Raw genomic sequence first — 20,264 nt, forward strand, 5'->3', positions numbered from 1 at the left:
AAAGATGGGATACATAACTTCTAAGTCGAACCATCAACTTTTCTATAGGTAAAGCTTTACTTGGCCTATTCCCCTTTTGAACTGCGAAACCCACTTTGGGGCAATAGCTTCTAGCTAAAGGAAGTCGTTAGGATTACTAAAGCAGCAACCATCCACCTAGGGTCGCTGCTTTACATCTCACTCATAGGGATAGGGAAACGAGACTAGTCTGCTTTGATGACGGCTTGTTTGAGTATTTCTTGGTCATTTTTATACACCACTAGCTCGCCTGGAGGGCTATCACTGGTGCCTAAGACGGTGACATAACAGTGATATTGGTATGGGCCGCTGCGAAATTGGAATGAATGATTCCCACCGCTACCGTCGAATACGAGTTTGCCCTTATTCAGCACTAAATCTGGCTTTTCACTCAATGGCTTACCCTTTGCCCAAGCAGCATAACGATATTCATCGTTGCCCATATTATCGACACTAATGGTAAATTTAGCGGTCTGCCATGCTAACTCAGGTCTCACGAACTCACTCACGCTCGCATGTAATCCCGTTTTTTGCTTAGCAATAAGCTCTGCTTTCAGTTTTGCCTCTACCGGTGTTTGATAGTTAATGGCGATGATCTTGCCATCAAAATCTAGCCACACCACACCGCTGCCGAGCATAATCCCGCGCCAGCCCATAGTCTGCCAATCGGCTTCAACCTTAGAATTGGCAATCTGCTCAAGCAGCTGTGAATCGAATACTTGATCAAAACGTGTAACCATTTCCTGCATATTTTGAATCGCTGGGATCGGATATTCACGTTTAAGTGGGTAAGCCACTCGTTTGGCAATCGCCTCAGGATCATTTGCCTTAGCCGCATCGATAAGCCCTTGCACCAGAGGAATATATTCCTTTGGTAATGCCTCGTCGGCCGCATTCACTGCGCTACTTAACCCCATAGCACCGAATATCAAGGCGACATAACATGCGATTTGCATTAGTTTAGCTTGGCCGAAAACAGCTAATTTTATTGCCTTTAATGGTGAGGCGAGTGGCATTTTTATCCCTTACATCCAAACGTCTCTGCTGAGACCAAAGACCAAGCATAACATAGGTGCATAGGACTAAAACCTAGGGCTCTGCACCAGACTAAGCCGTCAGCAACAGGTTGGCGTAAATCGCCAGCGCCACCGACATAAAAATCACCCCAATAACCGCATCAATAATCGGCGTTAGGCGCTGCAATTTTAGTTGCACCTGCGCCTTTGAAAGCATTACCGCCACAAAGCCAAACCATGCCAGTGACAGCGATAACAACAAGATAGCGGCAGCAATTTTAGTGCTAATCGTAACGGTCGGCGTAATCAAAGCCGAAAACAGGGTTAAGAAAAACACTAATGCTTTTGGATTCAATAAATTGGTATAAAGCCCAGTTAAAAAACCTTGCCTACGCGACATAGCGCCAGCTAAGCCACCAGCAACAGACGCCACGCCTTCAACGTCACCAGCGCTAATGACAGCATCATCATTTGTCCCTGCATGGACTCTGGCACTCGCTTTACGTTTGGCCAGTATCGCAAGACCTGCACGCAGGGCACCAAACCCCATCCAAGCAAGGTAAGATGCACCCACAATTTGCACTAAGAGATACAGAGTGTGCGAACTCTTAATGAGTAGACTCACACCGGTCAGGCTCAAAATCGTGTGGGCTAAAATGGCGATTGAAATTCCCACGGCTGCGGCAATCGCCGTGCCTCTAGGCTGCTGAGTCGCAATCTTCACCATAATAGCGAAATCGGGTCCCGGACTGATCAAGGCAACCGTGTGGATCACGGCCAAGGTGAGTAATAAAGATAAATCCATAGAGATGCGGCTCCGCAAAAAAGGTGATAAACGATAACTGAGGCGGCCAGTATGGCCATTTGTCGCCGGACTGAATTGTAATAAATTGCACTATTCTGTTTTATTCGAATCAGTCGTCGAAAGACGGAAAAACTAGAGCATACGTCGCTGAAATTGCACCGGCGATAATAGGAATGCCTGCTTAAAGGCTTTATTTAAATGGCTCTGATCGAAAAATCCGAATTGCTGCGCCACATCCGCCACTAAGGCGCCATGGCTTAAGGACTTTTTCGCCAACTCTAAACGCACCCGCTTGAGATAAGCATGGGGAGTCATCCCTGTCGCCTGTTTAAATTGCCGTAAAAACTGAAACTTACTTAAATTCACTTCATTGGCTAAGGTTTCAAGTTGAGTATTATGCCAAGGCTCATCGTGAATTCGCTGTTTCACTAAGCTCACCTGCAACTTAGATAACCCCTGCGGTTGATTCGGTTTAGATAGGCCAGATGAAATACCGCTCGGGTAACGCTCCAGCAGCAGATGAATAAAATTCAGTAAGTGGGACTCACCCGCAAGCGCACTGCATTGGCTTTGAATTAATAGCTCGTGTAGCTGAATAAAATATTGATAAAGCGTTGGGTCATCCACCATAGGCGCGCTGAAAAAGTGCTCCTTCAAGCCCAGTTCTTGGCTGACTTCATTCATGTATTCCACGGGGATAGACATGACTTTCACCCGATAACCGTCGGCATCACGGCTCTGGCCATCGTGGGTTTCGTCGGGGTTTAAGGTCGATAGACTGTGCTGACCGAGTTGGTAACTGCTGCCCTTATTCACAAACTGCTGCGCACCTTGGGTGACCACACCTAAGTGGTAATCCAGATGCACATGTTTATCGAAACTGAAATGCGTGAATTCCGCCTGACTCAGTTCTATGCCTGATAAGCTGGGATGACGCCAATAGTTAATGTTTTCAATGGGTGTTGCAGTGCTCATCGCTCGCGGCTATTACCTATAAATCAGCATAAAAACTGGGGAAACTCAAATCCACTAAGGTTCATTCTAGCCTTCATTGTCAGCGCGGGAATAGTAAATTATTGCAGCCATATCGTTTGCTGGAATGTGCGCATAGATTCGCGCTGAAGAAAAACAAAAACGCCCAACTCTGTGGGCGCTTATAAATAAGGTGATGCTTAAGTTAAGCGCTAGGCTCGTCAGTATCACTTACACTTAATATCGATTAATGCGAATGACTGCCGTGTCCGCCTTGGGCTTCAATCGCTTGGCCTTCGCTGTTGTAAAAACCGCTGCTGCCATGCTCGATAAAGCCTTGGTTGATCATCTTAGCGATAAAAGGATCGGACTCACTGTCGCCCACATCGGCAAAATCAATATCTTGATAATCTTGGGTTAATACCACAAAAGCATCGCTATCAAATGGCTCTACGTCCACCAGCTTGTAGGCTAGATTCGGTTGAGATTGACCTAAGATAAACTCAGCGGGCAGGCCGATGGCATTAATCCATACCAGCTCACTCTCTAAGCCGTTAACCTTACCTTCAAAGCCTTGAGTCGCAAAACACGCCTCTTGCTTAGCTTGTGTCTTGGTCATATGTGTTGGCAATGCGGGCGATACTACATGGTACAACTGGTCGCGATCGTGCTGAATGTTGAGTGCGCGCAAATCACCTTTGCGATAAGTCACAGAACGTTTTTCAGCGGGGAAATAACGCACGTACTCGCCATTGCTCGACCATTGTTCAAATGTTGAACCATCACGCTGAATAATAAAGTCTTGTCCATTACGGATGAGGGTCATTTGCCATTGCTGGCCCTTGCCATCGGTCACTTGATATTGAGCCTTTAAATGCTCGGCTTGTAGCGTTGGACACTGAGCCTCTTGCGCTGCCATAGCAATATTTGGCAGAACTAAGCTGGATAACATTAGAGCCAATAGACGGTTTTTCATTAGACTTCTCACTTGCTGAACAGAGTAAACACTTAAGCTTTTGTAAACGCTTTGGGATGTTAAATCGTTAGGCTAAAGGCCGATGGATGACATATGCCATCCATCAGCACTGCTTTTACTCAACTATTACTGCACTATTTCTTACTTAACCGCAGCCGCTTCAGCTTTAGCCACTAAATTTGCCGCGCGGTTCATCACGTGGAAAATGTGGTTCTGCTCAACCGTACCTTGGATAAGATCCGAACTTGGGCCGCGGGCGAAAATCGCCACATCTTCCCCAGCATGGGTCTCATCGCTTAATGGCACTAGGGCTTCTTGGTGGAATCCGGCGCTTTGGGTATCAACAAAGTTCAAGTCCTTACGACCTGCGTCCACAGGGAAGTTGTAACGCTCATCGCCACCTGTCGCTAATGACGCATAGCCCATGCCGTTAGCGTAACCGACTGTGGTATATGGCAGACCGTTAGCATCGGTAGAGTTAGTCACTTCAGCAACGCCATTGGCGTCGTTTGACTTCACTAAACCTAGGATAGGGTTACCACGGGTTGGATAACCTGCAATGGTGAACACATGGCTGTGATCCGCTGTGACCATTAACAAGGTATCGTTGGCCGAGGTTTTTTCCATCGCCACACGTACCGCTTCAGACAATGCCACAGTATCATACAGCGCACGCGCCGCGTTACCTGCATGGTGAGCGTGGTCGATGCGGCCAGCTTCAACGATCAGCACGAAGCCTTTTGAGTTTTTCTTCAGAATATCAATCGACTTAGCCGTCATTTCCGCCAGTGATGGCTCGCCAGTCACGCCCGCTTCGGTGCGATCGTAGTCGTATTCCATGTGCGATGAGTTGAATAGGCCAAGCAAATGATCTGTGCTTGCCGCATCCACACCGAGGAAACCATCTCTGTCTTGCACGTAAGCGGCGTTAGTGTATTTGCTCATCCACTCGGTTGTGAGGTCGCGACCGTCGTTACGCTTACCGGCTTTACCTTCTGGATCAATGGTCGTCTTAGGAATAAAGCTACGGCGACCACCACCCAACATCACGTTAAGACCGCTGCCGTAGTTAAAGTCGAGCATTTGCGCGGCGATATCTTTACAGCCGTTAGTCACAGCTTCGGCTGGTAGATTTGAATCGGCTTCCCAATCACGTTCTGGCACATGGGCGTAAGTCGCCGCAGGGGTTGCGTGGGTTAAACGCGCCGTTGTTACCACACCCGTTGCCATTCCCGCCATTGCGGCAAGCTCGAGTGATGTCACTAAGTTTTGATCTTTAGTCGAAGCACAGTTAGCACGTACTACGCCTTCAGCCTGTGAAATCACGCCTACGTCAGTTTTAACCCCTGTCATCATCGCCGACATAGTGCCTGCAGAATCCGGCGTTTGGCCGTCGACGTTATAGGTTTTAGAAAGACCCACATAGGGCAAAGTTTCGAAAGATAACGAGTTTTCTTCACCCGTTTTGCCTTTTAGCTGGCCTTCTAAAATACGTGCGGCGGTAATGGTTGATACACCCATACCGTCACCCACAAACAGGATCAGGTTTTTAGCGGCGCCCACATCATTGTTAACCGTTAAGCCTTCGGCTTTGGTCACGCGAGCTTGGGCATCGACATACCACTGATTCACAGCAGTCCAATCTTTGCCATTGCTACCGTTAGACCCATTTGATCCATTGCTACCCGGAGTGCCCGCGGCACCGTTATCACCATCGCTACCGCATGCGGCTAAACCCAGCATGGCTGAAATCGCGACTACTAGTAATTTCTTATTCATTTTTTGCTCCAAAAGTGAGGACTCAGTAACTAATTCGGGATTAGTACTTAGTGCCGCCAAGCTGCTGCGCTTGGTTGATAATGTGGAAGATCACGTTCTGCTCAATCACGCCCTGAACCAGATCCGAACCTGGACCTCTGGCATGTAGGCTGATGTCTTCACCGGCGTGAGTCTCACTTTCCATTGGGATAAGCGCTTGTTGCATAAAATCTTTATCTTGCGTATCGACTGAGGTTAAGTCGTCACGCACACCCACCACAGCACCAGGGCCGTTGGTATAAGCCAGCGTGGTGTAAGGCTTGTTGTCATTCGCTAAAGCCAATGAACCGCCCACATCGTGCACTAAACCTAAGATAGGATTACCGCGTTCTGGATAGCCTGCGATAGTGAACACATGGCTGTGATCCGCTGTTACCATGATCAAGGTATCGTCGCTGCTGGTTGCATCCATTGCCGCTTTCACTGCATTAGATAATTCAACCGCATCGGTCAGCGCACGGCTCGCATTGCCCGCATGGTGGCCATGGTCGATACGGCCAGATTCAACGATCAGCAAATAACCTTTATCGTTCTTCTTCAATATGTCGAGGGATTTGGCGGTCATTTCAGTTAGTGATGGCTCACCAGCTACGTCATCGGCGCGGTCTGCTTCATATTCCATGTGCGATGGATTGAATAGGCCGAGTAAGTGATCTGTGTTGGCGGCATCAATGGCGTCGAAGCCTTTTTTGTCCCACACATAGGCAGATTTGCTGAAGTTATCGACCCAAGCTTTGGTTAAGTCTTTGCCGTCTTTACGTTTACCGGCTTTGTTCTCGCCATCTGTCACTGTCGTTGGGAGGAAGTAACTACGGCCGCCACCTAATGCCACAGTTAACGAATTAGCTTCATCGCGCATCACCAATTGGCTGGCGATATCGGTACAACCGTTCGCCACCGCTTCGGCAGGTAAGTTGAAATCGCCTTCCCAATCGCGCTCAGGTGATTTGGCATAGGTTGCCGCTGGCGTGGCGTGGGTTAAACGGGCAGTAGTAACAATCCCTGTCGATAAGCCTTTGGCATTAGCAAGGTCGACCAGAGAAACGAGTTCATTGCCTTTTGAAGACAAACAGTTACCACGTAAGCTGGTATCTGAAATAGAGATAATACCCGCCTTGGTTTTAACGCCCGTTGCCATGGCTGTCATAGTGCCCGCAGAATCTGGCGTTTGTTGGTTAGTGTTATAGGTTTTCACTAACGCCGTGTGGGGGAACTGTTCGAAACTTAAGAAATTTTCTTCGCCGCCTTGGTTGTCGGCTTGCTCCTGCCCTTGCAGAATACGGGCTGCCGTTAGCGTCGACACGCCCATGCCGTCACCGACAAATAGAATCACATTTTTAGCGGTTTTCTTGGTTTCAACCTGCGCTTTAGCCGCGACATTTGCCGCACTGTCTTTAAACCATTGGCTGTCTGTTTGCGTTGCGGGCAGGACTGCAGCATGGGCCACAACCGTCATTAAGCTGCATGAAATGGCTGCAGCGATCCGTTTAATATTCATCACGTTCATCACCGATTTATTATTGAGTGTATGAGGGTATTCCCTGTAGAGGCGACCCGATTTTCAGGCATTTATGTGACGAATAGGTGTGATTTGAATGGCGGTTTTATTGCGGCTAAATGTCAGATTTATTTCAACTAACAAGATGCAAGACGTTAAGTTTGACCACCAGCATAAACGTGATGTATCAAAAGGTATTCAATAATAACGTGTGGCTTGCGTACTATTGCACAGACTCGGCTGTGCCTATTCTCATTCCGCAACTAAGCCATAGGAGTGGTAAATCTGCTTAACACGACCAGAAGCAGCCATTTCAAGCAGTGCTTGATTAAGGGCAGCGAAAATGGCCAGATGGGGGGATTTGCTGGACATGCCAAAATAATGCTCAATCCGATTCTGCTGCCTAAAATCGGCATAACTAAAACGATCATACGCTAACTGAGTGAGAGCACTCTCAATGGCGGCGCGATCGAGCACGGCCATAGTATCGAAACGCCCCATGATAAACATGCGTGCCATGTTTTCATCATCGATAGATTCCACTTTATTCAGTGCCAGATCCCCATCAAAGCGTTCGAAATAAACCGTTCGCCGCTTAACCCCCACGGTAACCTTATATAAATCTTCATAGGATTTAATCCGCGCCTCCTCACCCGCTTTGACGAGGAACAGAATATCCCGCTCCTGAATCGCGATAGGGCCAAGAAAATGGATAAATGCCTCTCGCTCTGGAGTTCGTATCGTGCGAGGTACTATATCGACCATCCCCACCTGCAACTCATACAGGCTGCGGGCAAAGGGGCGAGCGGTCCATTCGATGCGATATCCAACCTTAGCCGCCGCTTCTTCGAGGATATCCTTAACCGGCCCCGTCATCCGATTGTGCTGCTCGTCTAGCACCATTTCGGGCGGTCTATGCCGAAAATCGGCGCGCAACACCTTAGGTAAGGGAGCCGATAGTGCCTCCACCGCGAAGAGTATGGTGACTAAACATCCACAAACTAGAGCAAACCATATGTGGTTAATTGGGTGTGACAAAGTGATGTTCCTCTTATAAAACATGTAGATGCTACCTAGCTTTTAGCATAGCTCAGAACGCTTACATCAACACTCGCCAGCAAGTTAAATCGCTCTCGCTCGGCGGTTTAAACTTGGAGGCAAAATTCCAGTGACAGCTATCCCGCTAACACGGAAATCATTCCAATGCCAAGCCCTACTATGACTATACTGTATTGGTTTAACTTGAAAGCATAAGTGCGGATTAAAGCATCGATATGGACATTCATGCCATAGATGGAAATACCCTTTACTAACAAAAACATAACACGCTTTTGTATGTTAAAAAGAATCAATCTAAGGAACAGATGAAAATCCCAATAGTTCTCTATGGCCGCGGCCAATGCAGCTTACCTCCCACTCAATTGCCCCTTTGGAAGTGGTGGCAATGCATGGATCACGGGGAGTAAGCATGAGAACCAAGCTTGCTAACAGCTTAGCGATACTACGGCAAAGATCCCGTTCAACCGTTGCTAAAGTATTATTAATCATAGGAATGTTTGTAGGGATCTGCATCATTTTAGCCACACTAGTGTATCTTCAAGGCAGCATTTTTGATGGTGTACGCACCTATGTCCGTGGCGAAGGTTTGTGGGCCAAGGCGCAAAAAGATGCCATCTTTTACCTCACATACTATTCCTATAATAAAGACGAAGTGAACTACCACCGCTACCTCGGCGCAACTAGCGTTATCCTGGGCGATTATAAGGCCCGTCAGGCCTTACTCTCGGTCCCTGTCGATGAACAAGCCGCCAAACTCGGTTTTATGCAAGGCCTCAATGACGAACGGGATACCGAATCGCTCATTTGGTTTTTCCACCACTTCCACTCGACACCTCATATGCAACAAGCGGTTCAGTTGTGGGGCTTAGCCGACGAACGTTTTGAGTCTGTAATGCAGCTCGCTGAAAATATACGTAATGAAATCAACCAATTTGGTGGTAGACCCGAAATTCTTGCACAGTATCGTCAACAGTTGATTGAGGCCAATGATGAGTTACTACGCCTCGAAATCGCCTTCTCTGCGATCCTCAGTGAAGGAGCCCGCTGGGTAAAGCAAATGACCTGGTTGCTTAGCCTTGGCACACTCCTGCTATTTATCGGCATTGTTATCTTTGCCAGTCGGCAGATCATCCACAATATTGCTAAGTCTGAACAACTGCTGCTCATGAGTGAATCTCGTTTTAGCAGCCTGAAAAACTCTAACACTATTGGCATTATTTCATGGCAGCTAGATGGCAGCATCCAGGATGCTAATGATCACTTCCTCATGATGCTCAATTTTGACCGCGCGGACTTAACCTCGGGCCTAATCAACTGGCGCTCACTCACACCGCCGGAATGTGAAGCAAGAGATGCCATCGCCCTTGCCGAGTTGGCGCAATTTGGCCACTGCCAACAATATGAAAAACAACTGATCAGCAAGAACGGCGCCTTAATCCCTGTGATGCTAGGGGCCAGTTTCTTAAATGGGAGTGATCGGGAAGGCGTGGCATATTTTATGGATTTAAGTGCCAGCAAACAGGCCGAAGATAAACTTAGACTCGCAGCGACCGTATTTAATGCCAGCACCGATGGCATCATTATCACCGATCCACAACTAAATATTATTTCTACCAATCAAGCATTTACTGATATCACAGGCTTTACCCAACAACATTTACAGGGGGATGCGGCACGTTTTATCAATAGTGGACATGAAACTGAAGACGCTTACCAAGCTATGCTAAACCTGCTACAGCAGGGTGAACAATGGCAAGGTGAAATCCTAAAGGAAACGCTATTGGGCGATAAACTTTCACTCAGTTTACATATCAATACGGTACGCAATGATCAGGATCTGCTCACTCATTTTGTCATCGTCATCACAGATATTTCCGAGCGTAAGGCAGAGGAAGAATACCTGCGCCATATCGCCCACCACGACGCCCTAACCAATCTGCCCAATCGCGTACTGTTCCACACTAAGCTCGAACAAGCCATAGTGCATGTCCAACGAACGAAAGGGATTTTTGCCATATTGTTTTTGGACTTAGATAACTTTAAGCCGATAAATGATCAATTTGGTCACGATGTCGGCGATAGACTGCTACAGCAAGTGGCGAAACGACTCTCCTCTGCCATTCGGCAAATCGATACCATCACCCGCCTCGGCGGTGATGAATTTGTCATTTTGCTGGAACACTTACCCCATGCCGAAAACGTGCAGATATTACAGGAAAAAATTGTCAATGCAGTCACTAAGCCATACACCATTAGCGGCCACTTAATACATATAGGTGCCAGCATAGGCTCGGCGGTTTATCCTGAGGATGGCACAGATGTAAAAAGCCTGATCAATCATGCGGATCAGGCCATGTACTCGATGAAAAAAAACAATAAAACTCACCTGCAGAGCCTAGGTTAGGCCTTACTTGTATGCGAGTTTGCGCCAACGCAGCCCATCGCGGATCACCTCATAGCCAGGGAACATAGCGGTAATCACTAGACTATAACTTAGCCATTGCTCTAACTGCAGCAGTGTAAATACCCCTTGAAATTCAGCACCTTGACTCTGTACTTGGTTTTGTAATAGTGGCGAACTAAAGGCCAGAAAGACTAAGAACGAGGCATAAGCAAGATTGATCCCCATATTTGCCAGTAACAATTCACTGGTCCACACTCGGCGGCGTAATTGCCACATACTATTACCCATAGACAGCAGAATAATAGGGCTAAACCATTGCAGCCATTGCTGAGCATTGGCGCTAAAAATCACAGTGCGCGCGGCTAATTGCTCGCTACTCATCCACACTGAGCACCAGATCACTAGCAAAAGGAAGAGATAGGTCGCCAGATCGACAAACACATCACTTAAACTAATATGCTGCCAACCTGGGCCGACCTTTGGCAAATTCTGCGGCTGCCATTTTTGGCAATTACTGCCGGAAATCGGTTTTCCCTGAGCCGAAAAGCTCCAAAAGGACAAGCCAATCGCGGTAAAGGCAAGGCAAGCATCGCCGATAAAACCACTGGCGAGATGTTGGATAAATCTAAATAGACTCCCCTCTGTCGAGCCCAGCCATTGTGTCGTACCGCCCACAACCTGCAGCACAAACAACACGCCGAGCACCATAAACAGGGTATGTTTAAACAGCGGAATATCCTCAGAGGCGATAATAGGCACTGATGGGACAAATTGCTGTGCGACCTTACAGGGATGGCCCATTTGCTTTAGCACGGCGGCAACTTGTGACTCAGTTAATTCACCTTGTTCAGAGAGGGCATCCAATTGGTCGCAGATATTGGCTTTTAATTCACGGCCAATTTCCTGACGTTTGTTCTCGGGCAATTCACGCTGCACCGCGGCGATATAGCGATCGACTAATTCCATATCAAATCTCCTCTGCACTCTCGTCTAGGCTGTTCATATCTGAGCCATTAGTGTCAGCACTTTGCTCCAGCAAAAAAGCCAAGGCGCCATTAAGTTGCTGCCATTCATCGGTCAGTTGACTGAGCAACTCAGCCCCCAACGATGACAATTGGTAATAACGACGCTCACGCCCTTCGGCCTGGCGCCACTCACTATCCAACAATCCTTGATCGGCTAGGCGGCGTACTAAGGGATACAGCGTCCCTTCGTCAATATCGATACCGCCGTCCTGCAACTGTTTGCGGAGCGAATAACCGTAGTGGGGTTGTTTTAATAATCCCAGTACCGCCAACACTAATACTCCACGGCGCAACTCGAGTCGCATTTTGACTAGCTGTGAACTTGTCATGGTCGAATTCCTATTCTTAACACTGTGTCACACACACTGTGTGCCACACAGCAAATACTATGCAGCACACAGTAATAATGCAAGTTTTAATGCACAGTTTTTATTCATTTTGTTTAAAATAGATACAAACCATTGTTTGTATTGAATTTAGAAAAATGCCAATCTCTGCCGCACACAACTCAAGTCTCCCCGCCGTCATACACCCAAAGCGAATGACTTATAGATAAGCAAAGCTAAGATAAAAAATTGCAAAACTTTCGATGCTTGAGTAACTTAGCAGTCACTATTGAATCGCTGACTTATTAGCCTAAGATCGGCTGTATCTGCAAAACGGCATACATTAAGGACATAGAAAATGCTTATGGATAGAGGCGTGCTGGTACGCTGGAACGATGAAAAGGGATTTGGCTTTATTCAGCCCGATAAAAATGCTGCCCAAGATGTGTTTATTCACATTTCAATGTGAAACGGGCAAAACCCATTGCAGCCATATGCGCTCCTGTGCCGAAGCGACTTTTTACATTAATCACTGCCCAAATACACAAATGGATGGTAACGGCGATGGCATTCCCTGCGAGCGCCAGTGGTGCGGTTAATCCCATGATTTTCAGCAGGTTTAAACAGAGATTAGCGAAGATAAACCATGTCTACAACCGCAATCCATTATATTGAATCGCCAGAGCAACTCGAGGCCCTGCTTAAGCAACATGCCGCCGTGTTATTATTTGGGGCGCCAAGTTGTGGCGTGTGTCAGGCTTTAAAACCGCACATCGCCGCCATGTTGGCCAAGAATTTCCCTAAGATGTTGCTGGCCTATATCGACTGTGAGGCTCAAGTCGAGATTGCCGCAAGATACCACGTTTTTAGTTTACCCGTGGTGGAATCGGTATTTTATGGCAAGCCCTTTGGGCGGTTTTCAAAGGTATTTTCGCTAAGTGATCTCAAAGAGGCGATTGCTCGCCCCTATGAATTAATGGATGAAGAATAACGCCATTACTATTTTGGTAATGGTCTGAAGCCACTGTATGCGATGGGCTTGCCTAAGGTAAAAGTTGGCGGTGCTTGAGTAAGGCTCGTGATAGTTTGATTTGCCTTACCGCCGCAACCACAACTCCCTTTAGCACCGCAGCATCCGCCCTTGGCTAAATGCTTAAGGGATGTGCGCCCCTGTGATGCCTGGGTTAAGCGCAAATTCACCTCTTTACTCTGGGCGAGCAGAGTGACTATCGAGAGTTGATTATCCCCTCGGCTCACACTAATCCCCGCATCGAGCAACTTACCTAACATACGCTCGCCAATATGTTGCACCACCACAATATTGGTGTTCTGAGCGCGAATGGCCTCTAACAAGGCTTTTTTATCTTGGCAATTGCCGCCAAGGGCGGGGTTCGAGATAGAAAGTAACAGCTGATGATTTTCATCATAAAAATGGACTTGCTGCGCCTTAGTAAAATGGCTGGCAAGCCGTCCACGGCTAATAGGCAGGGCGATAATCATACTAGGTCCTTATCGGTTGGAGTCGGTAATTTCAACACCAGTCCTTGAGTAATGGCGGTCGCCACTTTTTGGCGAGCACTGGCGAGGAGATAACCAAAGGTTTGCCGCGAGATCCCCATTTGCGCAGCGGCCTCAAGCTGACTTAGGCGCTGCACATCACCAAGCTCCAAGGCTTCAAACTCGTCGGCAGCTAAAAGGATTTGAGATAAGTTGGCCGCCGGTATGCCATTAGGTTTGAACAGGCTACAGGGCACACAACTTGATAATTGACGGCATTTTTTGGGTCTTGGCATCGTGATTGCACCTCAAGGGCAAGCAACATCTCTTTCTCATCTTAAATAGTTTCTGGCGTAGGCCAGAAACTATTATTGCCATTTCCTCCATATAAACCGAGGGCATCATCACAGATCTACTCATAGGGTTTTATGGGGTTCGCATCCTTTGAGCCAACTCACCGATCACGCAGAGCGATGACTCATCTCAACCGAATAGCCGTTATCTTGCTTGATAAAATCGACAAAGTTTTTAATGGCAGGTAAGGCATCTTCCCTATGGTGGGAAACATACAGCAATTGGCTAAGATGATGCTCGGCAATCATCTCCAAGGCCCGCATCACTAAGGTGCGATTGATAAAATCTAAGCCCTGATACGGTTCGTCCAAAATCAACAGTAAGGGCTGTTTAATCAAGGCCCTACCTATCAGTAATAACCTCTGCTGACCATAATCCAGTTGCTTAAAGCCCGTGCTAGCAAACTCACTCATATGTAAAATCGCCAGCCATTCCTTCGCCAGATCCAATTGAGGTTTAGTGGGTTTATGGTACAGGCCAATGGAGTCAAAAAAGCCTGAAAGCAGCACATCTAATGCCGAGCAACTGACACGGTATTGTAAATGCAGGGCAGACGACACTATGCCAATCCGTTGTTTAATTTGCCAAATACTCTCGCCGCTGCCGCGAGGGCGACCAAAGAGGGTAATGTCATTACTGTAGCATTGGGGATGATCCCCCAAAATCAGCCCTAACAGGGTACTCTTACCGCAACCATTTGGTCCCCGCACTTGCCAATGTTGGCCCGCGTTAATCCGCCAATTCACACCTTTAAAAATCAAGCCGCTCACATACTCCACCTTGCCATTTTTAATCTCGACTAAGGGATCAAAGGCTTCGGCATTGTGGCGTTGGCGCTCCATTAACGCCAACAGCTCGGCACTGCGATTGGCCGAAAGCGCATTGAGCTGCGCCATCACAGGGTGATTATGCCACTGCTCAATCGACATGGGCGCACTGAGTTGATGTACATGCTGTCCAGATTTGAGCATCTCACTATTAAACAGCGCCACATGGCTAATACACGGCGGTAACTCTTCTTGGCGAGAGGTGATGATAAGCAGCTGAGTATGTTCGGCAACCTCAACCAGCAACTGCGACAGGCTAAGTTGATGCTCGACATCCAGCCCTGCGTAGGGATCATCTAAAATCAGTAATTCAGGCTCAGTCGCCAGCGCCCTGGCTAACATCACTCGACGGGTTTCTCCGGTCGATAACTGCCGAAATCCCCTCTGTTTTAAATGTGTTAATTCGACTTTCTGTAGAATGGGTGCCAAGTGTTCATCACTGCGGCAGCACTCCCGCACGAGGGACTCGACCGTCGAGCCGTAATCCAGTTCATCCTTTTCGAGTTCCCGCTCGAGCAGCGCCTGTTGCAAACCGAGTGACACCCAACCGATTCGTGATGGCAACCCAGTGATTTGTCCCGCATCGGGCTGAATATCCCCCGCCAAAATCCGCCCTAGGAGTGAGCCGCTATAGCTGTCGGTCGCAAAAATGGCCCAATGCTGCGCTGGCATTAACTGCCAATCCTCAACCACTAACAGTTCATTGCCTCGGCCGTAGCGTAATCCTTTAACGGCAATCGCCTGTGAGTCTGTGGTGTGATGCTGCATTGGGTACGTCCCTTGGGGTTATTTTTATCCAAGTCTAACAAGCTGTTATCATCTTTGTCCCTTCGACTTTATGCAAAGGGACTGACATACAACGGATTAAGAGCGTAGTTTGATATACAACTCGCCCTCGCGGATTTGAATATCTTCGACGCCGTCGGCAAAGGCATTCCAGAATCCTCTGTCGCCGAACTCACTGACAAGATTCACATTCTTCATATTGCCTAGCCAAGCGTTAGGGATAGGCACGCCCATCAGGCTCACGCCCACCAAGGACACACTCGGACGGCGATTGGTATCGAGGTGGATATCGAGTCCGGCATTGACCCGTAAAATCTCCCCCGCCATCACAGGAAAGTCCCGCGGGATCGGCACTAGGATTTTGGCACTTGCTAAATTATCCGAAAAATCAATAGCAATGCGCTGCGCAAAGTCGGGGTTGCGACCAATAATGGCGTTGACTTCGCGCTCGCTGAAACTCACTTGCCGATCTTCAGCGCGCTCACGGTAGGGTTCGGGTTGTAAATCGTCACTCGGGGACGATTTAGCCGAATCCTTTAAATGACTCGCGCCCCTGCGCTCCGGCTGCCAACCTAACTGACTCAGTTTATCCTCCAGCTTTGCCTCTTCTTTGCTCGATAAACTCACAGGTGTCAACGGCTTAGGAAAGATATAACTGCGAACCACAAAAAAGGTGATCCCCATGGTGAGCACTATGGTCACCAGTATCATCAACAAGACTTGGACACCGGTAAAACCCCGCTGCCAAAGGTTAAGTTTTTTGCCTGAGTAGCGCTGAGGCATTGCCAGATGGGAGTGAGATGTTGGGATCATTTTATAATTCGCTGCAAAGAAATTTCCCCGATACTACTTGGCTAAGGGCGATAAGGAAACTTCTAAGGCCAACAAGCTACGCCCGAGAAGCCAAAAACTGTTCTTGGCAAAATAATAAAAAGTCCACCCACGCACAGGGCACAGATGGACTTGAGTAGTTAACCCTCGGACGATTTACCCGCGGGACGATTCGGCTTAGATATCGAAGCGATCGGCGTTCATTACTTTATTCCAGGCTTTGATAAAGTCTTGCACGAATCTGTCTTGACCGTCTTGGGCGCCATAGACTTCAGACACGGCGCGCAGCTCTGAGTGCGAACCGAAGACTAAGTCGACGGGTGTCGCGGTCCACTTGAGTTTGCCGCTATTACGATCTTGTCCTTCGTAGATACCCTCTTGCTTCTCAGACTTGCTCCACCTGGTCGACATATCAAGTAAGTTAATGAAGAAGTCATTGCTTAGGGTGCCAGGCTTGTCGGTAAACACCCCGTGTTTCACGCCAGCACTGTTCGCATCTAAGGTACGCAGACCACCAACGAGCGCGGTCATTTCCGGCACGGTCAAATTAAGCATATTGGCGCGCTCGATCAGCATCTCTGCGGGAGACAAGCTGCTGTCCTTAGAGTAATAGTTACGGAAACCATCGGCCTTTGGCTCAAGCACCGCAAAGGAGGACACATCGGTTTGTGCCTGAGTGGCATCCATACGCCCAGGCGTGAATGGTACTGCAACCGTCACACCCGCCTCTTTTGCCGCTTTCTCGATTGCCACGTTACCACCGAGAACAATCACATCGGCCAGAGAAACCTTCTTGCCACCTTTGAGTGAAAGGTTGAAGTCTTTTTGGACTTTCTCTAACTTCGCCAGCACCTTAGCCAACTCTTTTGGATTGTTCGCCTGCCAGCTCATCATAGGTTCTAAACGAATGCGCGCACCGTTTGCCCCGCCACGCATATCGGTACCACGGAAGCTGCTGGCCGAGGCCCATGCAGTTCTCACCAATTCGGGAACCGTTAAGCCCGAAGCTAAGATCTTATTCCCTAAGGCTTTAATATCGGCGTTATCGATAAGCGGATGATCGACTGCCGGGATAGGATCCTGCCAAATCAAGGTTTCCGCTGGCACATCGGCACCTAAATATCTCGCCTTTGGCCCCATATCGCGGTGCGTTAACTTAAACCATGCCTTAGCGAAGGCCAGCTCAAACTCCTTTGGATTGTTAAGGAAACGGGTGGTGATCTCGCGGTAAATAGGATCCTCCTTCAGGGCGATATCACTGGTAAACATCATAGGCGCATGGCGCTTATCCGGAAGATGCGCATCGGGCACTAGATTTGCGGCCTTACCGTCGGCAGGGGTCCACTGGATATGGCCTGCAGGGCTCTTAGTTTGTACCCAATCAAAGGTATACAGCCAAGTTAAGTATTCCATGGTCCATTTGGTTGGGTTTGATGACCAAGCCCCCTCTAAACCACTAGTGACTGTATCTTCCGAGTGGCCTTTACCGCACTTGTTTTTCCAGCCTAAACCTTGCGCCTCAACCCCCGAGGCGGCGGGATCGGCACCGACACATTTAGAGGGGTCATGGGCGCCGTGCGCCTTACCAAAGGTGTGGCCACCCGCAATAAGCGCAACGGTTTCTTCATCATTCATCGCCATACGGCCAAAGGTGTCACGAATTTCCTTCGCCGAGGCTAAGGGATCGGGCACCCCATTCGGGCCTTCTGGATTGACGTAAATTAAGCCCATCTGGGTCGCGCCCATCGGCTTAGCCAGCTCGCCCTTTTCATTGCGTCTTTTGCTATCGAGCCAGGCTTTTTCTGAGCCCCAGTTCACCTGCTCCGCTTCCCAGTCGTCCACACGACCACCGGCAAAACCAAAGGTCTTAAAGCCCATAGACTCCAGCGCCACGTTCCCCGTGAGCACCATTAAGTCGCCCCAAGAAATCTTGCTACCGTATTTTTGCTTGATAGGCCACAGCAGGCGGCGAGCCTTATCTAAGTTCACGTTATCTGGCCAGCTATTTAATGGCTCGAAGCGTTGTTGACCACCGGCAGCGCCACCTCGGCCATCAAAAATCCGGTATACACCCGCGCTATGCCACGCCATACGAATAAAGAAAGGCCCATAGTGACCATAATCGGCAGGCCACCAGTCCTGAGGTTCGGTCATCAGGGCTTTGATATCTTTTTTAACGGCTTCGAGATCTAGGGATTTAAAGGCTTCGGCGTAGTGGTAATCACTGCCATAAGGATTTGATTCAATCGCATTTTGACGCAATGGGCTTAAGTTTAATTTTTCAGGCCACCAAAATTGATTAGCTGTCACTTGCTCTTGCGCAGTGGCCGCTCCCGCCCCTAATGCGAGAGACATAGCCAAGGTTAACGCCGATAGCGTAGGAAGGGGGTTAATTTTCATGATAGTTACCTAGTTTCGTCCTGTTCGGCCCATTTATGCGTGTTAAAGCAGGGCCATCCTTTTGCTGCTTAACGGCATACAGCAATCCATTCAGTGGTGTCGTTTCGAGGCAAAAATTGCATATGCCGTTAACACAACCGTAATTGCAGTGTAATGATAGGATTGTAAGTATTTGAAACGATTAAAATCGATAATTGGAATCGCAAAAACAGATTAGTGTTGGTTAATTTATGAAAGCATTAACAAAGTTGGCTATTACAGAAATCCATACTGTATCTGCAAAAACGAGTATTGAGGGTGATAGTCAATGACATCATGGGCCATTTGCCCATCCACTACTCGGAGCTATCTGTGATAAAATAGCGGCCGTTTTCCGTTAACGTCGATAGGGTATTGCAATGAATCCGATTATTGCCATCTTAAAAGAACACAATGTCACCGATGAAAAAATTAACGAGCTTTTTCAAGCTTTAACCGATAATCCCTTGATGGCGATGGGCATTATTGGCCAACTCGGGATCCCACCTGAAAAACTGCAACAGCTGATGGCGCTGGTGATGCAAAACCCTGCCCTGATAAAAGAAGCCGTACTCGAGCTTGGCTTAGACTTCGCCAAGGTCGAAGCCGCCAAGGCGCAACTGCAACAATAAGCCTTATTTATCGTGCCCAGTGGTAAGGGCAGCATAACTTGCCCTTACCGCTCATCCATAAAATTGATACTCATTCAAAGCCTTACCTTTACAATCGGCATATTTGATTACCAAAGAGATATAAACCTTGTCGCGCCTAAGCAAACTGTTCTGTTACAGTGGGTATATTACGCATCGCTACATAAAGGAACTCTGTATGCGCACCATCACAACGCTCCCCCTGTCCCTCTTGCTAACGCTATGTTTAATCGGTTGCAATGAACAAACGCCAGCACAACCACCACAGTCGGCAGTAACAGAAAGCGGCACAACGACTAGCCCTCAAAACCTTGACGACTCAGCCACACAAAATACCCCAGCCATCGCAGCCAAAGCCATAGACGCCAAAGCCGTCGGCACAGAAGAGCCACAGGTTGAACGCGATAAAAACCGCTCCCAGATCGCCTTAACCAATCCGGCCTCAGATAAAACCAACATTATCGCTAAAGGAGATGGCATTATGCTTCAAGGCACTGTGAGATATATGAATTTAGAAGGTGGGTTTTGGGGCATAGTGGCAGATAACGGACAAAAAATACTGCCTAAAAATCTTCCCGCAGAATACCGAAAAGATGGTCTGCGCTTAAGTTTTAGCGCGCAGGAAATCACTGGCATGATGACAATCCAACAGTGGGGCACACTCTCCAGCGTGAGTGATATTAGTGTGATAGGCCAAGTCGATAGCCAATCCAGTGATCCACGACTTTAAAGCGGGGTTAGAGTAAATTTTATGGGACGTCCTTACAGGGACGTCCGATTTCCTCTATTCAAGTAATCTGAATACCTTTTATAAGCCTAGCTCTGCAAATTTAACAATGAGTAGCTTGTTACACTTAATTTGCAGCCTTATGGCCGAGGTGAATCAAGGTCGTGGGGCTTCACCCCACACCCGACCAAGGAGGACTGCTCGTCCTATCCTCCTTGGATGCTCCAAGACGCCCCTAACGGAGTTGAAAGCCCCTT

General features: G+C 48.2%; 18 protein-coding genes and 1 pseudogene. 5 read left to right on the forward strand and 14 right to left on the reverse strand.

The annotated features are described in order from the left end of the window. Positions 1–203: 203 nt before the first annotated feature. From COW15_RS04090 to COW15_RS04120, 7 genes are all read right to left on the reverse strand, one after another. Positions 204–1,034, reverse strand: coding sequence for a hypothetical protein (locus tag COW15_RS04090; RefSeq protein ID WP_293630240.1), 831 nt, complete (start codon positions 1,032–1,034; stop codon positions 204–206). A gap of 91 nt (positions 1,035–1,125) precedes the next feature. Further along, positions 1,126–1,839 (reverse strand): LysE family transporter, encoded by a 714-nt coding sequence (locus COW15_RS04095; RefSeq protein WP_293630241.1) that lies wholly within the window; start codon positions 1,837–1,839, stop codon positions 1,126–1,128. 132 nt (positions 1,840–1,971) lie between these two features. After that, entirely contained in the window at positions 1,972–2,814 is an 843-nt protein-coding gene (locus COW15_RS04100) for an AraC family transcriptional regulator (protein ID WP_293630242.1), read from the reverse strand. Positions 2,815–3,058: 244 nt separating this feature from the next. Next, the gene (locus tag COW15_RS04105) at positions 3,059–3,787 is read right to left on the reverse strand and encodes a hypothetical protein (RefSeq protein WP_293630243.1); all 729 of its coding nucleotides are present in this window, start codon (positions 3,785–3,787) and stop codon (positions 3,059–3,061) included. Positions 3,788–3,928: 141 nt separating this feature from the next. Next, entirely contained in the window at positions 3,929–5,566 is a 1,638-nt protein-coding gene (locus COW15_RS04110) for an alkaline phosphatase (protein WP_293630244.1), read from the reverse strand. A gap of 40 nt (positions 5,567–5,606) precedes the next feature. Next, a complete protein-coding gene (locus tag COW15_RS04115) occupies positions 5,607–7,103 on the reverse strand; it encodes an alkaline phosphatase (RefSeq protein WP_293630266.1) in 1,497 nt (498 codons plus the stop codon). A gap of 252 nt (positions 7,104–7,355) precedes the next feature. Then, positions 7,356–8,141, reverse strand: a complete 786-nt coding sequence (locus tag COW15_RS04120; protein WP_293630245.1) for an ABC transporter substrate-binding protein — start codon at positions 8,139–8,141, stop codon at positions 7,356–7,358. 430 nt (positions 8,142–8,571) lie between these two features. Here COW15_RS04120 and COW15_RS04125 point away from each other — a divergent pair, with 430 nt between their 5' ends. After that, the gene (locus tag COW15_RS04125; protein ID WP_293630247.1) at positions 8,572–10,566 is read left to right on the forward strand and encodes a sensor domain-containing diguanylate cyclase; all 1,995 of its coding nucleotides are present in this window, start codon (positions 8,572–8,574) and stop codon (positions 10,564–10,566) included. A gap of 3 nt (positions 10,567–10,569) precedes the next feature. Here the strand turns inward: COW15_RS04125 and COW15_RS04130 are convergent, their stop codons facing one another. Next, entirely contained in the window at positions 10,570–11,532 is a 963-nt protein-coding gene (locus tag COW15_RS04130; protein WP_293630249.1) for a hypothetical protein, read from the reverse strand. 1 nt (position 11,533) lies between these two features. Then, on the reverse strand, positions 11,534–11,920 hold the full coding sequence (locus tag COW15_RS04135) for a PadR family transcriptional regulator (protein WP_293630251.1): 387 nt from the start codon (positions 11,918–11,920) through the stop codon (positions 11,534–11,536). 355 nt (positions 11,921–12,275) lie between these two features. Here COW15_RS04135 and COW15_RS04140 point away from each other — a divergent pair. Further along, positions 12,276–12,516: pseudogene (locus tag COW15_RS04140) on the forward strand (excalibur calcium-binding domain-containing protein). A 47-nt stretch (positions 12,517–12,563) separates the two neighbouring features. Then, positions 12,564–12,908 carry a thioredoxin family protein gene (locus COW15_RS04145; RefSeq protein ID WP_293630252.1) on the forward strand — a complete coding sequence of 115 codons (345 nt, stop codon included), beginning with the start codon at positions 12,564–12,566 and terminating at the stop codon, positions 12,906–12,908. An 8-nt stretch (positions 12,909–12,916) separates the two neighbouring features. Here COW15_RS04145 and COW15_RS04150 read toward each other — a convergent pair whose 3' ends face one another. The 5 genes from COW15_RS04150 to katG form a co-directional block, all read right to left on the reverse strand. Beyond that, positions 12,917–13,417, reverse strand: coding sequence for a NifB/NifX family molybdenum-iron cluster-binding protein (locus COW15_RS04150; protein WP_293630253.1), 501 nt, complete (start codon positions 13,415–13,417; stop codon positions 12,917–12,919). After that, the gene (locus COW15_RS04155; protein ID WP_293630255.1) at positions 13,414–13,710 is read right to left on the reverse strand and encodes a DUF134 domain-containing protein; all 297 of its coding nucleotides are present in this window, start codon (positions 13,708–13,710) and stop codon (positions 13,414–13,416) included. The genes COW15_RS04150 and COW15_RS04155 overlap by 4 nt, the downstream gene beginning before the upstream one ends. A gap of 165 nt (positions 13,711–13,875) precedes the next feature. Then, positions 13,876–15,363, reverse strand: coding sequence for an ATP-binding cassette domain-containing protein (locus COW15_RS04160; RefSeq protein WP_293630257.1), 1,488 nt, complete (start codon positions 15,361–15,363; stop codon positions 13,876–13,878). Between the two features lie 96 nt (positions 15,364–15,459). Continuing rightward, positions 15,460–16,194 carry an arginine N-succinyltransferase gene (locus COW15_RS04165; RefSeq protein WP_293630259.1) on the reverse strand — a complete coding sequence of 245 codons (735 nt, stop codon included), beginning with the start codon at positions 16,192–16,194 and terminating at the stop codon, positions 15,460–15,462. Positions 16,195–16,389: 195 nt separating this feature from the next. Next, a complete protein-coding gene (gene katG / locus COW15_RS04170) occupies positions 16,390–18,612 on the reverse strand; it encodes a catalase/peroxidase HPI (protein WP_293630260.1) in 2,223 nt (740 codons plus the stop codon). Positions 18,613–19,010: 398 nt separating this feature from the next. Between katG and COW15_RS04175 the strand changes: the two genes are divergently transcribed. Further along, a complete protein-coding gene (locus COW15_RS04175) occupies positions 19,011–19,262 on the forward strand; it encodes a DUF2999 family protein (RefSeq protein WP_293630262.1) in 252 nt (83 codons plus the stop codon). Positions 19,263–19,458: 196 nt separating this feature from the next. Beyond that, complete coding sequence (locus COW15_RS04180; RefSeq protein WP_293630264.1) at positions 19,459–20,010, forward strand: hypothetical protein; 552 nt, start codon at positions 19,459–19,461, stop codon at positions 20,008–20,010. Positions 20,011–20,264 lie beyond the last annotated feature (254 nt).

Origin of the sequence: Shewanella sp. CG12_big_fil_rev_8_21_14_0_65_47_15 (assembly GCF_002783505.1) — a bacterium.
GTDB lineage: Bacteria > Pseudomonadota > Gammaproteobacteria > Enterobacterales > Shewanellaceae > Shewanella.

What these genes read in the sequence shown, in the direction of transcription:
- COW15_RS04125 (WP_293630247.1), top strand. Translation starts at nt 8,572, where the DNA reads ATGAGAACCAAGCTTGCTAACAGCTTAGCGATACTACGGCAAAGATCC.
- COW15_RS04180 (WP_293630264.1), top strand. Translation starts at nt 19,459, where the DNA reads ATGCGCACCATCACAACGCTCCCCCTGTCCCTCTTGCTAACGCTATGT.
- COW15_RS04105 (WP_293630243.1), bottom strand. Translation starts at nt 3,787, where the DNA reads ATGAAAAACCGTCTATTGGCTCTAATGTTATCCAGCTTAGTTCTGCCA.
- COW15_RS04090 (WP_293630240.1), bottom strand. Translation starts at nt 1,034, where the DNA reads ATGCCACTCGCCTCACCATTAAAGGCAATAAAATTAGCTGTTTTCGGC.
- COW15_RS04160 (WP_293630257.1), bottom strand. Translation starts at nt 15,363, where the DNA reads ATGCAGCATCACACCACAGACTCACAGGCGATTGCCGTTAAAGGATTA.
- COW15_RS04115 (WP_293630266.1), bottom strand. Translation starts at nt 7,103, where the DNA reads ATGAATATTAAACGGATCGCTGCAGCCATTTCATGCAGCTTAATGACG.
- COW15_RS04130 (WP_293630249.1), bottom strand. Translation starts at nt 11,532, where the DNA reads ATGGAATTAGTCGATCGCTATATCGCCGCGGTGCAGCGTGAATTGCCC.
- COW15_RS04135 (WP_293630251.1), bottom strand. Translation starts at nt 11,920, where the DNA reads ATGACAAGTTCACAGCTAGTCAAAATGCGACTCGAGTTGCGCCGTGGA.
- COW15_RS04145 (WP_293630252.1), top strand. Translation starts at nt 12,564, where the DNA reads ATGTCTACAACCGCAATCCATTATATTGAATCGCCAGAGCAACTCGAG.
- katG (WP_293630260.1), bottom strand. Translation starts at nt 18,612, where the DNA reads ATGAAAATTAACCCCCTTCCTACGCTATCGGCGTTAACCTTGGCTATG.
- COW15_RS04175 (WP_293630262.1), top strand. Translation starts at nt 19,011, where the DNA reads ATGAATCCGATTATTGCCATCTTAAAAGAACACAATGTCACCGATGAA.
- COW15_RS04095 (WP_293630241.1), bottom strand. Translation starts at nt 1,839, where the DNA reads ATGGATTTATCTTTATTACTCACCTTGGCCGTGATCCACACGGTTGCC.
- COW15_RS04155 (WP_293630255.1), bottom strand. Translation starts at nt 13,710, where the DNA reads ATGCCAAGACCCAAAAAATGCCGTCAATTATCAAGTTGTGTGCCCTGT.
- COW15_RS04165 (WP_293630259.1), bottom strand. Translation starts at nt 16,194, where the DNA reads ATGATCCCAACATCTCACTCCCATCTGGCAATGCCTCAGCGCTACTCA.
- COW15_RS04100 (WP_293630242.1), bottom strand. Translation starts at nt 2,814, where the DNA reads ATGAGCACTGCAACACCCATTGAAAACATTAACTATTGGCGTCATCCC.
- COW15_RS04110 (WP_293630244.1), bottom strand. Translation starts at nt 5,566, where the DNA reads ATGAATAAGAAATTACTAGTAGTCGCGATTTCAGCCATGCTGGGTTTA.
- COW15_RS04150 (WP_293630253.1), bottom strand. Translation starts at nt 13,417, where the DNA reads ATGATTATCGCCCTGCCTATTAGCCGTGGACGGCTTGCCAGCCATTTT.